This window comes from Falsirhodobacter sp. 1013 (assembly GCF_051195255.1).
GTDB lineage: Bacteria > Pseudomonadota > Alphaproteobacteria > Rhodobacterales > Rhodobacteraceae > Falsirhodobacter.
On the sequence record NZ_JBNJLK010000023.1, the window covers coordinates 20,510 to 37,306 of the forward strand.

Here is a 16,797-nt window from a genome sequence, read left to right on the forward strand (position 1 = left end):
ATTCCCGGCCCAAGAAATCGAAAAGCCGCCGAAAATCGATCCGAGAACTGCCGAACGGGAAGGAACCGATCAGGCATCAGGCGGTTTAGGACCCTGAGATCAGTTGGAAAGATGCGAGTTCCTTCGCCGTTGCGCTGGACCGGATCATCAGCAAGCGCTCGACTTGATGACGCCTTGAGCGGCGCTACGAAAGGAAAAAATCCATGAAAGCTGTCGTATACAACGGACCCAAAGACGTTTCCGTGGATACCATCGACGATCCCAAGATCGAGAAACCGACCGATGTAATCATCCGGGTGACCACCACCAACATTTGCGGTTCTGACCTTCACATGTACGAGGGCCGTACCAGCTTCGAGAAGGGCAGAGTCTTCGGCCACGAAAACCTTGGCGAAGTCATCGAGGTCGGCGCTGCCGTAGATCGGATCAAGAAGGGCGATCGCGTCTGCATGCCGTTCAACGTGGGTTGCGGGTTCTGCGAAAATTGCGAACGCGGTCTGACGGGGTTTTGCCTCACGACCAACCCTGGAACCGCCGGCGCAGCGTATGGCTTTGCCGAGATGGGGCCGTGGCAAGGCGGTCAGGCCGAGTTGTTGCGCGTTCCTTATGCGGACTTCAATTGTCTGAAGCTGCCCGAGGACGCCAAAGAGAAGGAGGACGACTATGTCATGCTCTCCGACATCTTCCCGACAGGTTGGCATGGCGTCGAACTGTCCGGTTTCCTGCCCGGCGAAAGCATCGCAATCTACGGCGCTGGTCCGGTCGGTTTGATGGCCGCGCACTCCGCCCAAATCCGCGGTGCCGCTCAGATCTTCGTGGTCGATTCTCACGATGACCGCCTGAAACTGGCCGAGGCGATGGGCGCGATTCCGATCGACATGCGCAAGGGCGATCCCGCCCAGCAGATCCTAGACGCAACCGGCGGCCTCGGGACCGACCGTGGGGTCGAGGCGGTAGGTTACCAGTGCTGCGATCGCCACGGCAAGGAGCGCAGCAATTACACGATGAACTGCCTCGTTAAAAGCACGAAGGCCACCGGCGGTATCGGCGTTGTCGGCGTGTTCATCCCGAAGGATCCAAAGGCGCCCGACGATCTCCAGAAGGAAGGCAAGATTGCGTTCGACTTCGGCAACTTTTGGTTCAAGGGGCAGAAGATCGGCACCGGGCAATGTAATGTAAAGCATTATAACCGGCGGCTGATGAACCTTATCGAGCATGGCCGGGCCAATCCTGCGCAAATCATCTCGCACCGACTGCCGCTCGATCAGGCGCCAGATGCCTACAAGCATTTCGATGCGCGCGACGATGGCTGGACCAAGGTTGTGCTCAAGCCGACTGCCTGACCTTAGTATTTGACGGAAAAGGAAATAGCTATGACATTACAGGGCAAATCGGTTGCGGTTCTGATCGCGCCCCGCGGGACGGAAGAGCCAGAATTCTCGAAGCCCAAGCAAGCTATCGAGGAGGCTGGCGGCAAAGTGACCGTGGTCAGTTTTGAAACGGGCGTGGCTCGCACAGTCAATAGCGACCTTGACGAGGGCGGCAGCTATACTATCGACAAGACGTTTGCCGAGGTCAAAGCCGACGATTTCGACGGCCTTGTCGTGCCCGGAGGGACTGTCGGCGCCGACAAGCTGCGCGGTAGCGGCGAGGCAATTGGTTTCATCCGGGCCTTCTTCGATCAAAAAAAACCGGTTGCGGCTATATGCCATGCACCCTGGACATTGATTGAGGCTGACGTGCTTAAGGGGCGGTCCCTGACGTCCTACCCAACGCTGAAGGTCGATATCGAGAACGCCGGCGGTACATGGGTCAATGACGAAGTCGTAGTCGACAACGGCCTTGTCACAAGCCGCGACCCCAATGATTTACCCGCCTTCTGTGCCAAACTCATAGAGGAAGTCGCGGCAGGCGTGAGCGCTGGGCTCGCAGCCGGCAAGTAAAGACGGGGCGGCCTCGGCAAACCATTTGAGGCCCGCTCACGGAAGAAGGTCCACGCGAGACAGGCGTAGCGGATGGCCGCTGATGATGGTCATCCGCTACGCCGCGTATCAGACGAACACGGCGCGCCGGACGAGCAGTCAAACGTTAAGTCGCGTCAGCCGCGGTGAACTCCTCGGCGGCTCTGATAGGCTTCTAGGCTTGACCCATTGTAGCGTCCGGGTTCTTTCACATAGTCGACTCTAGGTTCGGTCGCCTCGTGGCCTCCCGACCGTTACCGGGCGGTCCCAGCCGACCGACCGCCACCACACTAGCTCTGCTGTTCTTGCGACCTGGATACCGACTAGGTTCACGACCTACAGCGCCGCTTTAAGATAGGGGGCGGTGAGACTGCCTTCCGCTTCCGCAACGACGCCAGGGACGCCGCTGGCAACGATACGGCCACCATCTTCCCCGGCCCCCGGTCCCAGATCGATGATCCAGTCCGCCTGTGTGATGGCGCGCATGTCATGTTCTACGACTACAACCGTATTGCCGGCGTCGACGAGGCCCTGCAGATGTTGCATCAGCCGGTCCGCATCGGAGGGGTGAAGCCCCGAAGTTGGCTCGTCGAGGATGTAGATCGTGTTGCCGCGTTGAGCGCGTTGCAGTTCAGCCGCCAGCTTGATGCGCTGCGCTTCCCCGCCAGACAGCTCGGTCGCCGGCTGTCCGAGCCTCAGATAGCCAAGACCGATCTCCCGCATTACATCGAGGGAGCGCATCACGGATGCCTCGCCAGCGAAGAAATCGCACGCATCGTCGACCGTCAGTTCGAGCACCTGGGCAATATTGCGCCCGTTCCATTCTACTTCGAGCGTTTGCGGGTTGTAGCGAGAGCCATGACAGGTCGAGCACGGCGCAAAAACGCTCGGCAGGAATAGCAGCTCCACCATAACGTATCCCTCGCCCTCGCACACCGGGCAGCGGCCTTGCGCGACGTTGAACGAGAACCTGCCCGGGCTATAGTGTCGCCGGCGGGCGAGCGGGGTATCAGCGAAGATCCTTCGCACATGATCGAACATGCCGCTGTAGGTGGATAGGTTCGAGCGCGGCGTGCGGCCGATCGGTTTCTGATCGACCCGCACCAGCCTGCGAACATGCTCCATGCCTGCGACAATGCGTCCTTCACTATCGTTCTGCGCAACATCGAGCAGCGGATCGATATCCGCCTCGTCGGCCACGGGGGAGCCGCCGAGGTGTTCCGTGACAAGCTCGGGCAGCGCCTGACTGACAAGACTGGATTTGCCCGATCCCGAAACGCCGGTGACAGCGGTAAAGCAGCCGATGGGAAACTCGACGTCGAGACCATGGAGATTATTACGCCTGATCCCTTCCAGACGTAGCCATGCCTTGGGATCGCGGGGTGTGCGCTCACTGCGGAGCGGCTCTGCGAACAGGTAGCGGCGGGTGATCGAAGTCTCGACGTCGGCAAGCCCCTCTATCGGCCCGCTGTAGAGGACTTCTCCGCCCTTTTCCCCGGCTCCTGGCCCAACATCGACCAGCCATTCGGCGTGGCGGATCACGTCGAGATCATGTTCGACGACGAACAGGGAGTTGCCCGCCGCCTTGAGACGCTCGAGGATAGTGAGCAAGGCTTCGCCATCTGCCGGGTGCAACCCCGCCGAAGGCTCGTCAAGCACATAGACCACGCCGAAAAGCTGCGACGACAATTGGGTGGCAAGGCGCAAGCGCTGCAGCTCTCCGGAGGAGAGCGTCGGCGTGCTGCGGTCGAGCGAAATGTAGCCAAGGCCAAGATCGATCAGCGCCTCGAGACGCTCGATCAATTCGCAGGCAAGGCGTTGGGCGGCGATCCGCTTTTCGTCGGAGAGGTTGGGCGTGCGGCGCACGTCGGGCGCGCTCTTGTGCGCAGAGCCGCCCGCGGCAACCCGTTGTTCGACCGCTGCATCGCGGGCCGCTTTTTCCAGAACATGGCCCTTTGAGGCGGCGAAGGTCGATCCATATTCGCCACGCGCGACGGGCGTGAGCAAGTCCTTCAGCTTGAGCACCGTCAGGTCGCCGAACTCGGCAATGTCGAGGCCGGCGAATTTGACCGACAGGGCTTCGCGCTTCAGGCGCTTGCCGTCGCAGGTCGGGCAATCGCGGCCGATGATATATTGCGAGACGCGCTTCTTCATCAGCGCGCTTTTGGTGTTGGCGAAGGTTTCCAGCACATAGCGGCGTGCGCCGGTGAAGGTGCCCTGATAGCTCGGCTCCATGCGGCGCTTGAGCGCCGTCCGGGTCTGTTCGGGCGTCAGGCCCGCATAGACCGGCACCGTCGGCGCCTCGTCAGTAAAGAGGATCCAGTCGCGATCCTTTTTCGGCAGGTCGCGCCACGGCGTATCGACTTCATAGCCGAGCGAAACGAGGATATCGCGCAGGTTCTGGCCATGCCAGGCGGTCGGCCAGGCGGCGATTGCCCGATCGCGAATGGTGAGGCTGTCGTCTGGCACCATCGTCTCTTCGGTCGCATCATATACGCGGCCGATGCCGTGGCAGGTCGCGCAGGCCCCCGCGACCGTGTTGGGGGAGAAATCCTCCGCATAGAGCATGGGCTGATGGCGCGGATATTCGCCGACGCGGGAATAGAGCATCCGCACCAGGCTGGAGAGCGTCGTCACGCTGCCGACCGAGGATCGCGCGTTGGCCAAGCCGCGCTGCTGCTGCAACGCGACCGCAGGCGGCAATCCGTCGATCGCGTCGACCTCCGGCACGCCGGCCTGGTCGATCAGGCGACGGGCATAGGGCGCAACCGATTCCAGATAACGCCGCTGGGCTTCGGCATAAAGGGTGCCGAACGCGAGCGATGACTTGCCCGAGCCCGATATGCCGGTGAACACCACGAAGGCGTCGCGCGGTACATCGACGTCCACATTTTTTAGGTTGTTCTGGCGCGCGCCGCGAACCTGCACGCAAGCGGGCGGCCCCGCATGCCCATGATCGATGGCCGGCGTCGCCGCGTGTCTATCCTTGTTCTTCAATTCAGTCTTCCTGCCATATCCGCCCGTGCGGCCCGTGTTTCATCACAGTCGGGGTAACAGATGAATTTATTTCCGACACAATACATCCAACGGCCAGGCTGGCCCGATGTTCGGCACCTTTGAAATATTTTTCCAGCTTCAGACAAAGGTTGCGACAAAACGTTTTTCCCGTTGGGTCGCGCCACGAGGCCACGCACCCGGCAGCGAAGCGCCAGGGCCAGGCCGCCCCCTGGTCCGTGCCGCTATCGGCGTGTAACGATCGCACTTCGGCGGTTGTTACCCCATCGCGGCGCGTTGTCCAGTTGCCAGGGCGCGCTTCATCATGGCCGGGGTCGGGCCATGATGAAGGCTGGCTTGTCGATCCGAGCGCTTGGCGCCGCCTCGGATCGGCGGGTCAGTAGTGAATGACTGTGCGGATCGACTTGCCTTCGTGCATCAGTTCGAACGCCTCGTTGATCTCCTCCAAACCCATCGTGTGGGTTACGAACGGGGCCAGATCGATATCGCCTCTCATCGCGTCCTCGACCATGCCGGGGAGCTGTGTCCGTCCCTTGACGCCGCCGAAAGCGGACCCCTTCCATACGCGGCCCGTGACGAGCTGGAATGGACGGGTGGAGATTTCTTCGCCCGCGCCGGCAACGCCAATCACGATCGACTGACCCCAGCCACGGTGCGCTGATTCAAGCGCGGCGCGCATGACGTGGACGTTGCCGATGCACTCGAAGGTATGATCGATGCCCCAGCCCGTCATCTCGATCAGCACCTGCTGGATGGGCTTGTCGTGGTCCTTGGGGTTGATGCACTCGGTCGCACCGAACTGGCGTGCCAGCTCGAACTTGGACGGATTGGTGTCGATGGCGATTATGCGACCCGCCTTCGCCTGGCGAGCACCCTGAATCGCCGCGAGGCCGATGCCGCCCAGGCCGAACACGGCGACCGAGTCTCCAGGCTGGACCTTGGCGGTATTGTGGACTGCGCCGATGCCGGTCGTGACGCCGCAGCCCAGCAGGCAGACATGTTCGGGGTTAGCCTCGGGATTGATCTTGGCGAGCGAGACATCGGCGACGATAGTATATTCACTGAAGGTTGAACAGCCCATGTAATGATAGAGGGGCTGGCCATTGTACGAAAAGCGGGTGGTGCCATCGGGCATCAAGCCCTTGCCCTGCGTTTCGCGGACAGCGACGCACAGGTTGGTCTTGCCCGACACGCAGAAGTCGCACTTGCCGCACTCGGCGGTGTAGAGCGGAATCACGTGATCGCCCGGGCTGACGCTGGTGACGCCCTCACCGACCTCGACAACGATGCCCGCGCCCTCGTGGCCTAGAACCACCGGGAAAACGCCCTCCGGATCACTGCCCGCCAGCGTGTACGCATCGGTGTGGCACACGCCGGTGTGCGTCACCCGGATGAGCACTTCGCCCTTCCGGGGTGGGGCGACATCGATCTCGACGATTTCGAGTGGCTTGCCCGCCTCGAAGGCTACAGCGGCGCGAGATTTCATGTTGGGATACCCTCGTTGATTGAAGCTGATTGCCGGTGCGAGGCCGTTGCGTCATCGCAAATTCGACGACGTTCCCATACTGGCAGGGAGTATATTTATCATACCCCCGCCAGTATACAAGAGGTGTCCCAGTGAGGATCTCGAACCAGGGAGGCATCCAGGGGCTGGCTTCGCTTCGCAGACCTCCATCGAGGTCCCGAACGCCGCAGTCTGCGCTTTGGGGCGGTTGGCTGGATACGAGGTTTTTGCTCTGACTGCGGGAGAGCACAGGCAGAAAAACAGCCTGAAATCGTTACTTAAGATAAGTACGCAGAATTTTCATTACGCCCTCCACGTCATCATCGTGATCGCCTCCCTCGCTTTTGACGGCCGGATCTGCGCCGACACCGAATGTTTCCCTCAGGTGACTCTCCATCACTTCTGCCATCAGTCCATTTGTCGCGCCACGCATGGCGACAATTTGCTGCAGCAGGGGAGCGCAATCGGCCCCGGCTTCGATCGCGCGTTCCAGAGCGTCCGCCTGGCCCTTGATGCGCCGCAAGCGTGTGATGGCTCGCTTCTTGTCCTCTGATGAATGTGGCATCGCGCTTTCCCGAGAAATCGCTTCAGCATACTATACAGGGGGGGAGTTTCAATCCTATCCAGAGACTGGCGCTTCTGTAATCAGGCGAGGGTCCCCGCCCCATTTCAAAATTCGCCCCCCGATCGGGCAGGCATAGCCGCCATGTTGCCCTGATACAGGTCTGGCACGCGGAGGAGGAGCGGTCATGCTCTCAAGCCTGCGCCACAAGCAACGACGGCATGGGCGCTGAGGGTCCGATCCTGTGTCCGGGAGGGGGGAGCCATCGCTCGCTCCCCCAGAATTGCCGGTCAGACCGTGACGACGACCTTGCCGATCTGGTCGTTCGATTCGAGGAAGCGGTGCGCGTCCTGGATGGCGTCGAGCGGGAAGGTGCGCGCGATCCGCGGCTTGAGCGCGCCCGATTCCAGTCCCGCCACGATGAACGCCTTGGCGCGATCGAGGGCGGCATCGTCCGAGACGATCTCGCTGTAGAGATAACCCTTGAGCGTGAGGCTCTTGCCCAGCACGGAGAACAACGGGAACGGCGTCGGCTCGCCGCTGAGCGCGCCATATTCGAGCAGGATGCCGCCGCGCGCCATGCTCGCGGTCAGCGGTTCGAACGACGGGCCTCCGACCGGATCGAGCACCACGCGCGCACCTGCACCATCGGTTATCTCCATCACCTTCGCTACCAGATCCTCTTCCCCGGTCGCGACGACATGATGTGCACCGGCATCAAGCAGGGCCTGGCGCTTGGCGCCGGTACGCGTCGTTGCGATCACCGTCGCGCCGACCATCCGCGCAATCTGGAAGGCAGCAAGGCCGACGCTGCTGGACGCAGCCGTGACGATGACGAAATCGCCCTCGCCGAGCTTCGCCTGCTCCACCAGCGCACCCCAAGCGGTGACATACTGCATCCACACGGCCGCCGCTTCCTCGAACGACAGCGCCACCGGATGCTTGACGACGAGGCGGGCGGGCACGTTGGCGACCTCGCCATAGGTGCCCCAGCGCGCGATATCGAGCGGGGGGATGACGCTGACGGCTTCGCCTTCCGCAAACCCGGTCACGTCCGCGCCGACCTTAACGACGGTGCCGGCAGCCTCATAGCCAAGGCGGCTCGGGAACTCGGCTTCCTGAAGGTAGGCATGGTTGCGGAACATCACCTCGGCGCGGTTTATGCCTATCGCCTTGACCGCGATCTGCACCTCGTCGGCCGCGGGCGCGGGCACTGCCAAATCTTCAATCTTGAGGACACTGGCGTCGCCATATTCGTGGATTCGAACGATGCGGCTCATGGGACATTCCTTGATTATTGAACGATCGTTCTGTATCGAGGTCAGCGACGAGGTTCAAGCTATTATTTATCGATCATTCCATATCAGGCGTCAGACATGACAGAGACGAAAGCACGTCGCGGCGCAGGTCGCCCTCGCGCGTTCGACACTAACGCAGCGCTCGACAAGGCGGTACGGCTGTTCTGGCAGCGCGGCTACGAGGCGACTTCGATGGCCGATCTGGTGGCGGAGACTGGCGTCGCCGCCGCCAGTCTCTATGCGGCGTTTGGCAACAAGGCGGGGCTGTTCGCGGCGGTGATCGAGCGCTATGCCGCCACGTTCAGCGTCCACCTCTATGCCCCCATCAACGACCCGGCGTTGTCCACCTTCGAGGCCGTCAAAGGCCTGCTAGAGCGAGCGGCGTCATCGTTCTCGGAGCCTGGAACGCCGGCTGGCTGCTTCATGTATTCGGCAGCGGCAGCCGTGTCGCCGGCGTCCGCCGCCATCGAATGCCTGCTGCGCGACAAGCGTATCGCGGCGGAGGCCCTCCTGATCGAGCGTCTGCATCGCGGCGCCGCGCAGGGCGAGCTTGCGGCCGATGCCGATCCGGCCGTCCTAGGCAAATTCATCAATACGGTCATGGAAGGCATGTCCGTTCAAGCGCGCGACGGCGCTACGATTAACGAACTGCTCTCCATCGCCAAAATGGCACTCGATAGATGGCCGGCTGCGGTGTGATCGTCCAGGCGAGATCGTCCTCGGTGACCTTGCAACAAACATCTGTCGACTTACAACCAAGCCCACTCCGAGCCCAGTCCGTATGCCCGAATTGACCTGACCCCCGCTCTTTAATACAGCTGCGACCAGAGACTGACCGGTTGAGCTGCTACCCGTTCTTGGACCACCTGGCGGGCCGTCATCCAGCTCCTACCGGCAGTGGCGGGCCATGTGCCGCTGACCGGTTTACTAGCGATATCGGCGGCTTGTTGCCGATGGCGCTATTGGCCGCACCTCGTTGTAGTCTCTGCGCCAAGCCTCGCATTTTCGAACAGCGTCGTCGAGGCTCATGGAACCAGTGCTGGTTCAGGCACTCCGCCTGGAACTTCCCGTTGAAAGACTCGATGAACGCGTTGGCTGTCGGCTTGCTCGGCGCGATGTAATGCCACTCAATGCCGACATCTCCCGACCAGGCGAGCACCGCGTTCGAGGTCAGTTCGGTCCCATTGTCGCTGACGACCATCTTCGGCCTGCCACGCTCGGCGATCAGATCGGCCAGCTCGCGCACGACACGCCGGCCCGAGATCGACGTGCCCACCACCGGCCGGAGGCATTCGCGCGTCACGTCATCGACGATGTTGAGTACGCGGAACCACCGGCCAGTGACGAGCTGGCCGTGCACGAAGTCCAAGCTTCAGCGCTGGTTCGGGAGCGCCAGCACCGGCGCGGGTACTCGGCTGCCTGTAGCGCGCCTTCATCCTTTACGGCGACAACCGCGCATGCCCGCCGCTCGCTCATCCCCAACGTCGCCTAGATGTGACGGCCTGCAATGATGATCGGCTCGGCGCGAGATTATAGGCTCGTTCTGACGCACGCTCCGTGAAATTGTAGGTCGGTCTGAAGCCACGCTGTTTGAGAACGAGCGCGCTCTGTGTGAGACGGACGCGAGAAGGCGATCGACCGGCGCGCATTAAGTGAGACGTTCAGATCGGCAATCCGGCGACGCGCATCTCGTCGGTGAGCTCGGTCGCGCGAGCACCTTCCAGCTCGCCCCGCATGAGCTTGCGGATCTCGGCGGGCTTGGCGTCGAACTGGTCGCACAGCGCCTTCACGTCGTAGCCGTGCCGGTTCAGCTCGGGCTCGATGTCGTCGAGGCGGCGCGACAGCACGCCGTCGACGATGGTCCCGTCGATCGGCTTGGCACCGATTCCGAACCCGGCCTCGAACGCGCGGACGAGGTAGCGGCTGAGCTGGAGCGGCGTTTTCAGCCGCGCGGCGAGCAGGGTCGCCGCTTCGTCGGTGATCACCTCCTCGGGCTCGACGCCCTCCTCGAGCGAGGCGCGAAGTACCCAGTCGATGAAGTCGCGCTGACGGTCGCGCAGCCCTCCGAATTCGAACAGCGTCGTGCGATCAAACATTACCTACGTCCGGACGCAGGAGGGCTTCGCCTACCTCGCGGTGGTCATCGACCTGTATTCCCGGCGCGTGGTCGGCTGGTCGATGCAAAGCAGGCAGACGACAGATGTCGTTTTGCAGGCGCTGCTCATGGCTGTCTGGCGACGCAAGCCGAAGGGAAAGGTGCTGATCCACTCGGATCAGGGCAGCCAGTTCACCAGCATGGACTGGACTGCGTTCCTGCGTGCCCACAATCTGGAGCATTCGATGAGCCGCCGCGGCAACTGCCATGACAACGCTGTCGCCGAAAGCTTCTTCAACCTGCTGAAACGCGAGCGGATCACGCGTAGGACCTACCGGACACGCCACGACGCCAGGCAGGATGTGTTCGATTACATCGAGATGTTCTACAACCCGAAGCGCAAGCACGCGAGAAACGGGATGCTGTCGCCCGCCGAGTTCGAGCGGCAGCAGATGATGAGACGTGAAGGCGTCTAAGAAACTCGGGGCTATTCAAAGTGCATCATGAACGGCCTTGGTAATCGCTTTTCGATCACCCCATTCCGCAATGTTTCCTGAGTATTCGATTATCACGTGAGGCATTAGTCCGTCCCTTCTGCGTCTTGTTGAATAAAGCTTTTGGCGATGTCCGCTCTGGATGCAGTCTTTACGACATGGGCAAGCATATCCACCGTTTGACTTTCGTTGCCCGCAATTCGCACGAGATAGGTGGGGCATTCGGCCAGGTGTCGGGGCAGAGGATAGCTGTGAAGTGCATCGGAACCTGATACACCCTTCAGGTAACTCGCAGGCAAAACAGCCTGGCCCATGCCGGCATGCAGGCACCCGACGATCGCATCCAGCGATCCGAACTCATGAATGACCGGTGCAATGCCCGCATGCTCGCACATCCGCTCGGCTTGTTCCCGATAGGTGCAACCGGTGCGGAATGCGAGGAGGGGATACTGCGCAAGAAATTCGGGGTGAAAGGGGTCGGCAGAGGATGTTGGACGAGCCAGAAGCAGGGTTTCTTCGAAGACGGGCTCCGATACAAAGGCTCCCTCCATCGGACGCGCCATGAAGGCGCAGTCGATCTCGCGACGCAACATCAGGTCCCGCAGAACACCCGTGCTGCCGGCCGTGAGGGAGAGCCGCAGCTCGGGGCAGTCTTGTCCAAGGCGCAGGAGAACAGGAGGAAGGCGGCGCGCCGCCGTGGTCTCCATGGCACCGATCCTAAGAGTGCCAGCGACCTTCCCCTGGTACCGCAGGTCCGCCACCGCGAGATCGTGCAGACGCAGAATCTCCCGCGCCCTCCGTTCCAATCTGGTTCCGTCGGCGGTGGTACGGATCGTGCCCGCCCTCTCGATCAGCTTGCAGCCGAGTTCAGCCTCCAGCTTCCGGACGTGAGCCGTCATGTTCGACTGCACGGTGTTCAGAACCGCCGCAGCATCCTGGAAGCTCTGCTGATCCAGGACCGTGACGAATGCTCGAAGCGACTTGATATGCATGAGATCACTATCACTAAAAGTGATGGAATGTTGCTAGTTAATGCATTTCTATTCGCTTAATCAATGCATCACAATAGCCGCTGTTAAAAGCGGAGGTGTTATGCTGCGGTCTGTGCTCATCTTTGCCATCAGTGCCATGTTCCTCGGACTGGGACTGGGGCGCTTCGCCTTCAGTCCTCTCATCCCGGAACTGGTGGGAAACGGCTGGCTGGACGTGGAAGCCGCCCAAACGGTGGGGGCGGCAAATCTCGTCGGATATCTTGTCGGCGCGCTTCTAGCCAAACCTGCCCTGCGCCTGACGAACGAGCGCACCTTGTGCGTGCTGTCGGGAGCACTCGTCTTTCTCTCCTACGATCTGCTCATCATGCCTTTCGGGGTCGGGTGGTTCTGGATCATGCGTTTCCTCGCAGGGGTCGGTGGTGCTCTGCTGATGGTCGTGGCGACGGCCGCCGCCGGCCGCCAGCTCGCCGCACTCGACCGCAAGCAGTTTCAGCCCATAGTCTTCGTGGGCATCGGTCTCGGCGCGCTGTTCGCCGCTATCTGTCTGCCGCAGGTGCTGGCCTACGGGATCGAAGTCAGCATCGTCGCGCTGATGGTCTTTTCCGGGGTGGCACTTGCCGCCTTGTGGTGGAGCAGCGGCTTCCTGCAGCGGAATATTGCGCCGCGATCATCATCCGAAGGGTCTGTGTCTCGCACGGGTTGGGGTGTGTATCTCATTCTCCTTGCCTATGGCTTCGATGCGTTGGGGTTTGTCATGCATACGGTCTACCTGCCGGACATGCTCCGCCGGGCCTATAGACATACCGAGGGACAGGTGGGCCTGAGTTGGGCGATGTTCGGCATCGGTGCCTGCTTCGGTCCCCTTTTCGTCATGGTTCTCCGTCGGGTCCTGTCGGTTTCCAACGCCTTGTGGATCGCCTTCGCACTCAAGGCTCTCGGGGTCGCACTTGTTCTCGTCGCAACCGATCCGCTCACGGCCAGCCTGTCGCTGTTCATCGTGGGAATGCTGACGCCGGGTGTCGTCATCCTTACATCGGGCGCGTTGTCCGCAGCGGCACCGCCCGACCGTTACCTCGCGCTTTGGGCCGGCGGGACCGCGCTCTTCGCGCTTTGCCAGATGATGAGCGGCATGTTTATCGCGGCGACGTCGGCACAGCGCTATGAGACCGCTCTGGTTCTGTCGGTCGTAGTTCTCGGGATGGGCGCAGTCCTTGCCCTCACCTCCAAACTTCTTCTCCAGAAAGAGGCTTCGCGATGAAACTCTACCTCAACGGCACGTCCCCTTTTGCCCGCCTGGTGCGGGCAACCGCTCTGGAACTGGATCTGGGCACTGTTGCACTGGAATGGGTCGATCCCTGGGCCGATCAGCCTGCACTGATGAGGGTCAATCCCCTGAGCCGCGTTCCTGCTTTGGAAAATGACAGCGGGGACGTTCTGACGGAGACGCTGCTGATTGTTCAACACCTGATCACGAGCGCAGGTCATGATGCCGGGCTTCAAACGGAAGATGTTCGCACGATCTCCGAGCTTGGTGTTGCCTATGGGATGATGGAACTGGCATTCGCCTTCACCATTCACAAGAAGCATTGCGGCGACGCGGGCACCACGCTGCAAGACCGCCGCCAGGCATCTCTCGGGCGCGGCTTGCAAGCCATGGAGACGGCCGTGACCGAGGATACGCGCTGGAGCCTGTCGCGCCTCTGCTTGTGGATCGCGCTCGATTATATTCGCTTCCGCAGTGTTATCGACCTCAGTTCGGATCGTTACCCTGCGCTCCACACGTTCTTTGCGGCTCAACAAAATCGCGCCGCCCTTCAAAACACGTCCTTTGCCTGACCCGGGTCAAAGATCCTCACAGGCAATTAGAAAGAGCGCATCATGCCCAAGCCCCTATCGTCAACCACCGTGGCCGTGGTCAAAGCCACGGTTCCTGCCTTGGCCGAACACGGAGCAGCCATCACGGCCGCAATGTATGCCCGGCTGTTTCAGGATCCGGAAATCCGCGCGCTGTTCAATCACGCCAATCAGGGCGAGGACGGCCATCAGGTTCATGCCTTGGCAGCGGCAATATTGGCCTATGCCCGTAACATCGAGGACCTTTCCGTGCTGACGCCCGTGGTCGAGCGGATCGCACAGAAACATGTCGGCTTCCATATCCTGCCCGAACACTATCCATTCGTGGCCGAGGCCCTGCTGACAGCCATTCAGGATGTGCTGGGTGATGCAGCGACTGAGGACATTCTGACGGCATGGGGCGAAGCCTACTGGTTCCTCGCTGATATTCTCAAAGACCGGGAAGCCGCACTGCGCGATCAGTTGAACAGGGCCGAGGGAGGCTGGACCGGCTGGCGTCGCTTCGTCGTGGCAGAGAAGATCCGCGAAAGTGGCCAGATCATGTCGTTCATCCTGCGCCCAGAAGACGGAGGTGTGGTCCTGCGTCACAAGGCCGGGCAGTATCTCACCCTTCGGCTGTCGAATGGCATGAAGCGCAATTACTCCATCTCCTGCGCTTCGAACGGGCAGATTTTCCGCATCACCGTCAAACAGCAGGCTGACGGAAAGGGCGGATCGCGCCTGCTGCACGAAAGCGTGCAGATAGGAGATGTGCTGGAATGCACCCCGCCGTCAGGAGACTTTTTCCTGCCCGATCACTTGGAACGACCTGTCATCCTGCTCTCGGGAGGCGTCGGTCTGACGCCCATGGTCGCCATGGCCGAGGCCATCGCGGCAGAGCATCCGGGTGCGGAGGCTTGGTTTGTGTATGGCACGCAGAACGCGTCCGCCCATGCATTGGGCCCCCAGATCGCGGCGGCGGCGCGTGTCAGCGGGATGCATGTCGCGACCTTCTATAGCGATCCGCGCGCGCAGGATTCCCCGGTGCGGCCCGGAAGGATCACGATGGACTGGCTGAAGGAGAACACTCCCCTTTCCGGGGCCGACATCTACCTGTGTGGACCCCGCCCGTTCCTGACGTTCTTTGTCTCGGAACTGCGGAAGGCCGGCGTCCCTCCTGAGCGCATGCATTTCGAGGTGTTCGGACCGACTGACGAACAGATCGCCGCTTAATCAATGACGGACACGAACACCACCTTACTTGGCGGGGTGGTGTCTTCGGCCTCTTGAAGGTCCACCTGGGACTCTGAGACGTCATGTCACCCTGTTCGAAATCGAACCAGACCGTGTGAAAACTCAAACAAGATTCACAGGTTTGGGCGACGGTGGTATTCTTGGTCATGGCACATATTTCAGGGGATGATCGGTCCCGGTAATCCTCCCCATGGTTAAGGGAATGCGGCAGTAGAATTTTCTCGTAGCGTGAGCTGAGGAGATTCGAATGAGGAAGACCCGATTTACCGAACCGCAGATCATGGCGGTGCTTCGCCAGGCCGAAGGCGGCGTTGCGGTGCCGGAACTGTGCCGCGAGCACGGGATCAGCAGCGCGAGCTTTTACAAATGGCGCGCGAAGTATGGCGGCATGGACGCGTCCATGATGAGCCAGATGAAGGCGCTGGAGGATGAGAACCGGCGGCTGAAGCGCATGTTTGCGGATCTGAGCATGCAGGCCGACCTGCTCAAGGAGGCGCTTGGAAAAAAGTAATGCGGCCAGCTCAACGCCGTGAGTTGGCCGCGCAGGCGGTGGCGAGAAAGGGGATCAGCATTGCGCTGGCCTGCCGGACGTTCGGCGTCAGCGAGACCTGCTTTCGCTACAGTCCGAGGCGCTGTGCCGAGAACGAGACCATCGCGGATCTCCTCGAAGGCCTGACCAAGGCGCATAGGACGTGGGGCTTTGGCTTGTGCTTTCTGTATCTGCGCAATGTTCGCGGCCACATCTGGAACCACAAAAGAGTGCGTCGGATTTATTGCGAGCTGGAATTGAACCTGCGGATCAAACCCCGGCGGCGGATCAAACGGGACAAGCCGGACATGCTTACTGTCCCGCACGCACCTAACCTCGTGTGGTCGATGGATTTTATGGCGGATCGTCTGGCTGATAGCCGCCAGTTCCGCCTCTTGAACGTTCTGGACGACTTCAACCGCGAGGGCCTGGGTATCGAGGTCGACTTCTCGTTGCCCGCAGAACGCGTCGTCCGGGCGCTCAACCAGATCGTCGAGTGGCGCGGCAAACCTATGGCCATTAGGGTAGACAACGGCCCCGAATACATCAGCGCGACACTGGCGATCTGGGCTGCAAAGCAGGGCATCGCCCTGACCCACATCCAGCCCGGCAAGCCGCAGCAGAACGCCTATGTTGAGCGATATAACCGCACCGTCCGCCATGAATGGCTGGACCTCTACATCTTTGATACCATCGCGGAGGCACAGAGTATCGCAACCGACTGGCTCTGGACTTACAACAACGAGCGACCCAACATGGGCATCGGCGGCATCACACCCGCACAGAAACTGAAAATGGCTGCGTAAACTCTACGGCCAAAACCCGTTAAAAAGGGGATGATTACCCAAGGGCTCATTCCCCACCGAGGAGGCCGCGACCAAGCTGATCTACCTGGCCATCCGCAACTTCGAGAAGGGCGGTCGTGCGGTTCGTGAATGGGTTGCGGCCCGCAATCAGCTGGCCATAATGTTCGCCGGGCGCTTCGACGCCTGACTGTATCTGAAAACCGTATGGGCCCGGTCAGATACACAGAGTTTCAGACACTCCCGCCGATCATCGTTCGAACGGCAAGAACGCATCCGCTTCATTAATGGGGACCGCTCTTGATAACCCGCGCCGCCTCTCGCGGCGCGGGTCCGGCGTCTATTCGGCTGCGCTGTTGTCCTTGACGAAGGTTCGATCGGTCTCGCCGCGGAAGAAGTCGCGGCCGTAGATCAGCAGGCACAGCACGACACCCACCGCAAAGGCCCATGCCGCCCC

General features: G+C 61.2%; 13 protein-coding genes and 3 pseudogenes. 9 read left to right on the plus strand and 7 right to left on the minus strand.

The genetic code is table 11. From position 1 onward, the window contains the following. Positions 1-203 precede the first annotated feature (203 nt). Together ACSHZY_RS17610 and ACSHZY_RS17615 are read left to right on the plus strand one after the other, a co-directional pair. Positions 204-1,343 carry a glutathione-independent formaldehyde dehydrogenase gene (locus tag ACSHZY_RS17610; RefSeq protein WP_435171371.1) on the plus strand — a complete coding sequence of 380 codons (1,140 nt, stop codon included), beginning with the start codon at positions 204-206 and terminating at the stop codon, positions 1,341-1,343. A gap of 30 nt (positions 1,344-1,373) precedes the next feature. Further along, complete coding sequence (locus ACSHZY_RS17615) at positions 1,374-1,943, plus strand: type 1 glutamine amidotransferase domain-containing protein (RefSeq protein WP_435171373.1); 570 nt, start codon at positions 1,374-1,376, stop codon at positions 1,941-1,943. A gap of 354 nt (positions 1,944-2,297) precedes the next feature. On the opposite strand, the gene ACSHZY_RS17620 is transcribed toward ACSHZY_RS17615, so the two are convergent. The 4 genes from ACSHZY_RS17620 to ACSHZY_RS17635 form a co-directional block, all read right to left on the minus strand. Beyond that, positions 2,298-4,958 carry a hypothetical protein gene (locus ACSHZY_RS17620; RefSeq protein WP_435171375.1) on the minus strand — a complete coding sequence of 887 codons (2,661 nt, stop codon included), beginning with the start codon at positions 4,956-4,958 and terminating at the stop codon, positions 2,298-2,300. 394 nt (positions 4,959-5,352) lie between these two features. After that, complete coding sequence (locus ACSHZY_RS17625) at positions 5,353-6,462, minus strand: S-(hydroxymethyl)glutathione dehydrogenase/class III alcohol dehydrogenase (RefSeq protein WP_435171377.1); 1,110 nt, start codon at positions 6,460-6,462, stop codon at positions 5,353-5,355. 292 nt (positions 6,463-6,754) lie between these two features. Next, entirely contained in the window at positions 6,755-7,045 is a 291-nt protein-coding gene (locus tag ACSHZY_RS17630) for a metal/formaldehyde-sensitive transcriptional repressor (RefSeq protein WP_435171378.1), read from the minus strand. Positions 7,046-7,332: 287 nt separating this feature from the next. After that, positions 7,333-8,322, minus strand: a complete 990-nt coding sequence (locus ACSHZY_RS17635; RefSeq protein WP_435171380.1) for a zinc-dependent alcohol dehydrogenase family protein — start codon at positions 8,320-8,322, stop codon at positions 7,333-7,335. A 96-nt stretch (positions 8,323-8,418) separates the two neighbouring features. Between ACSHZY_RS17635 and ACSHZY_RS17640 the strand changes: the two genes are divergently transcribed. Then, positions 8,419-9,039 carry a TetR/AcrR family transcriptional regulator gene (locus ACSHZY_RS17640; protein WP_435171381.1) on the plus strand — a complete coding sequence of 207 codons (621 nt, stop codon included), beginning with the start codon at positions 8,419-8,421 and terminating at the stop codon, positions 9,037-9,039. A 178-nt stretch (positions 9,040-9,217) separates the two neighbouring features. On the opposite strand, the pseudogene ACSHZY_RS17645 reads toward ACSHZY_RS17640, so the two are convergent. Together ACSHZY_RS17645 and ACSHZY_RS17650 are read right to left on the minus strand one after the other, a co-directional pair. Next, positions 9,218-9,772, minus strand: a pseudogene (locus tag ACSHZY_RS17645) (integrase core domain-containing protein); the annotation flags it as partial. Between the two features lie 229 nt (positions 9,773-10,001). After that, the gene (locus tag ACSHZY_RS17650) at positions 10,002-10,436 is read right to left on the minus strand and encodes a hypothetical protein (protein ID WP_435171383.1); all 435 of its coding nucleotides are present in this window, start codon (positions 10,434-10,436) and stop codon (positions 10,002-10,004) included. On the opposite strand from ACSHZY_RS17650, the pseudogene ACSHZY_RS17655 reads away from it, so the two are divergent. Further along, a pseudogene (locus ACSHZY_RS17655) lies at positions 10,429-10,911 on the plus strand (IS3 family transposase); the annotation flags it as partial. The gene ACSHZY_RS17650 and the pseudogene ACSHZY_RS17655 sit on opposite strands and share 8 nt — an antisense overlap. A 104-nt stretch (positions 10,912-11,015) precedes the next feature. Here ACSHZY_RS17655 and ACSHZY_RS17660 read toward each other — a convergent pair. Then, positions 11,016-11,921, minus strand: a complete 906-nt coding sequence (locus ACSHZY_RS17660) for a LysR family transcriptional regulator (protein WP_435171385.1) — start codon at positions 11,919-11,921, stop codon at positions 11,016-11,018. Between the two features lie 100 nt (positions 11,922-12,021). Here ACSHZY_RS17660 and ACSHZY_RS17665 point away from each other — a divergent pair, with 100 nt between their 5' ends. The 5 genes and pseudogenes from ACSHZY_RS17665 to ACSHZY_RS17685 form a co-directional block, all read left to right on the plus strand. Then, entirely contained in the window at positions 12,022-13,179 is a 1,158-nt protein-coding gene (locus ACSHZY_RS17665) for a YbfB/YjiJ family MFS transporter (RefSeq protein WP_435171387.1), read from the plus strand. Further along, positions 13,176-13,757 (plus strand): glutathione S-transferase family protein, encoded by a 582-nt coding sequence (locus ACSHZY_RS17670; RefSeq protein ID WP_435171388.1) that lies wholly within the window; start codon positions 13,176-13,178, stop codon positions 13,755-13,757. Before ACSHZY_RS17665 ends, ACSHZY_RS17670 begins: the two co-directional genes overlap by 4 nt. A gap of 42 nt (positions 13,758-13,799) precedes the next feature. Continuing rightward, on the plus strand, positions 13,800-14,987 hold the full coding sequence (gene hmpA, locus ACSHZY_RS17675) for an NO-inducible flavohemoprotein (protein ID WP_435171390.1): 1,188 nt from the start codon (positions 13,800-13,802) through the stop codon (positions 14,985-14,987). A 268-nt stretch (positions 14,988-15,255) separates the two neighbouring features. Beyond that, a protein-coding gene (locus ACSHZY_RS17680) for an IS3 family transposase (RefSeq protein WP_435171392.1) occupies positions 15,256-16,343 on the plus strand; the annotation gives its coding sequence in 2 pieces (ribosomal slippage) (positions 15,256-15,517 and positions 15,517-16,343; 1,089 coding nt in all). Between the two features lie 40 nt (positions 16,344-16,383). After that, a pseudogene (locus ACSHZY_RS17685) lies at positions 16,384-16,530 on the plus strand (IS256 family transposase); the annotation flags it as partial. Positions 16,531-16,797: the final 267 nt, after the last annotated feature.

Bases quoted from the DNA above. Each gene is read 5' to 3' on its own strand.
- ACSHZY_RS17610 (WP_435171371.1), top strand. From the start codon at position 204: ATGAAAGCTGTCGTATACAACGGACCCAAAGACGTTTCCGTGGATACC.
- ACSHZY_RS17615 (WP_435171373.1), top strand. From the start codon at position 1,374: ATGACATTACAGGGCAAATCGGTTGCGGTTCTGATCGCGCCCCGCGGG.
- ACSHZY_RS17625 (WP_435171377.1), bottom strand. From the start codon at position 6,462: ATGAAATCTCGCGCCGCTGTAGCCTTCGAGGCGGGCAAGCCACTCGAA.
- ACSHZY_RS17630 (WP_435171378.1), bottom strand. From the start codon at position 7,045: ATGCCACATTCATCAGAGGACAAGAAGCGAGCCATCACACGCTTGCGG.
- ACSHZY_RS17635 (WP_435171380.1), bottom strand. From the start codon at position 8,322: ATGAGCCGCATCGTTCGAATCCACGAATATGGCGACGCCAGTGTCCTC.
- ACSHZY_RS17640 (WP_435171381.1), top strand. From the start codon at position 8,419: ATGACAGAGACGAAAGCACGTCGCGGCGCAGGTCGCCCTCGCGCGTTC.
- ACSHZY_RS17650 (WP_435171383.1), bottom strand. From the start codon at position 10,436: ATGTTTGATCGCACGACGCTGTTCGAATTCGGAGGGCTGCGCGACCGT.
- ACSHZY_RS17660 (WP_435171385.1), bottom strand. From the start codon at position 11,921: ATGCATATCAAGTCGCTTCGAGCATTCGTCACGGTCCTGGATCAGCAG.
- ACSHZY_RS17665 (WP_435171387.1), top strand. From the start codon at position 12,022: ATGCTGCGGTCTGTGCTCATCTTTGCCATCAGTGCCATGTTCCTCGGA.
- ACSHZY_RS17670 (WP_435171388.1), top strand. From the start codon at position 13,176: ATGAAACTCTACCTCAACGGCACGTCCCCTTTTGCCCGCCTGGTGCGG.
- hmpA (WP_435171390.1), top strand. From the start codon at position 13,800: ATGCCCAAGCCCCTATCGTCAACCACCGTGGCCGTGGTCAAAGCCACG.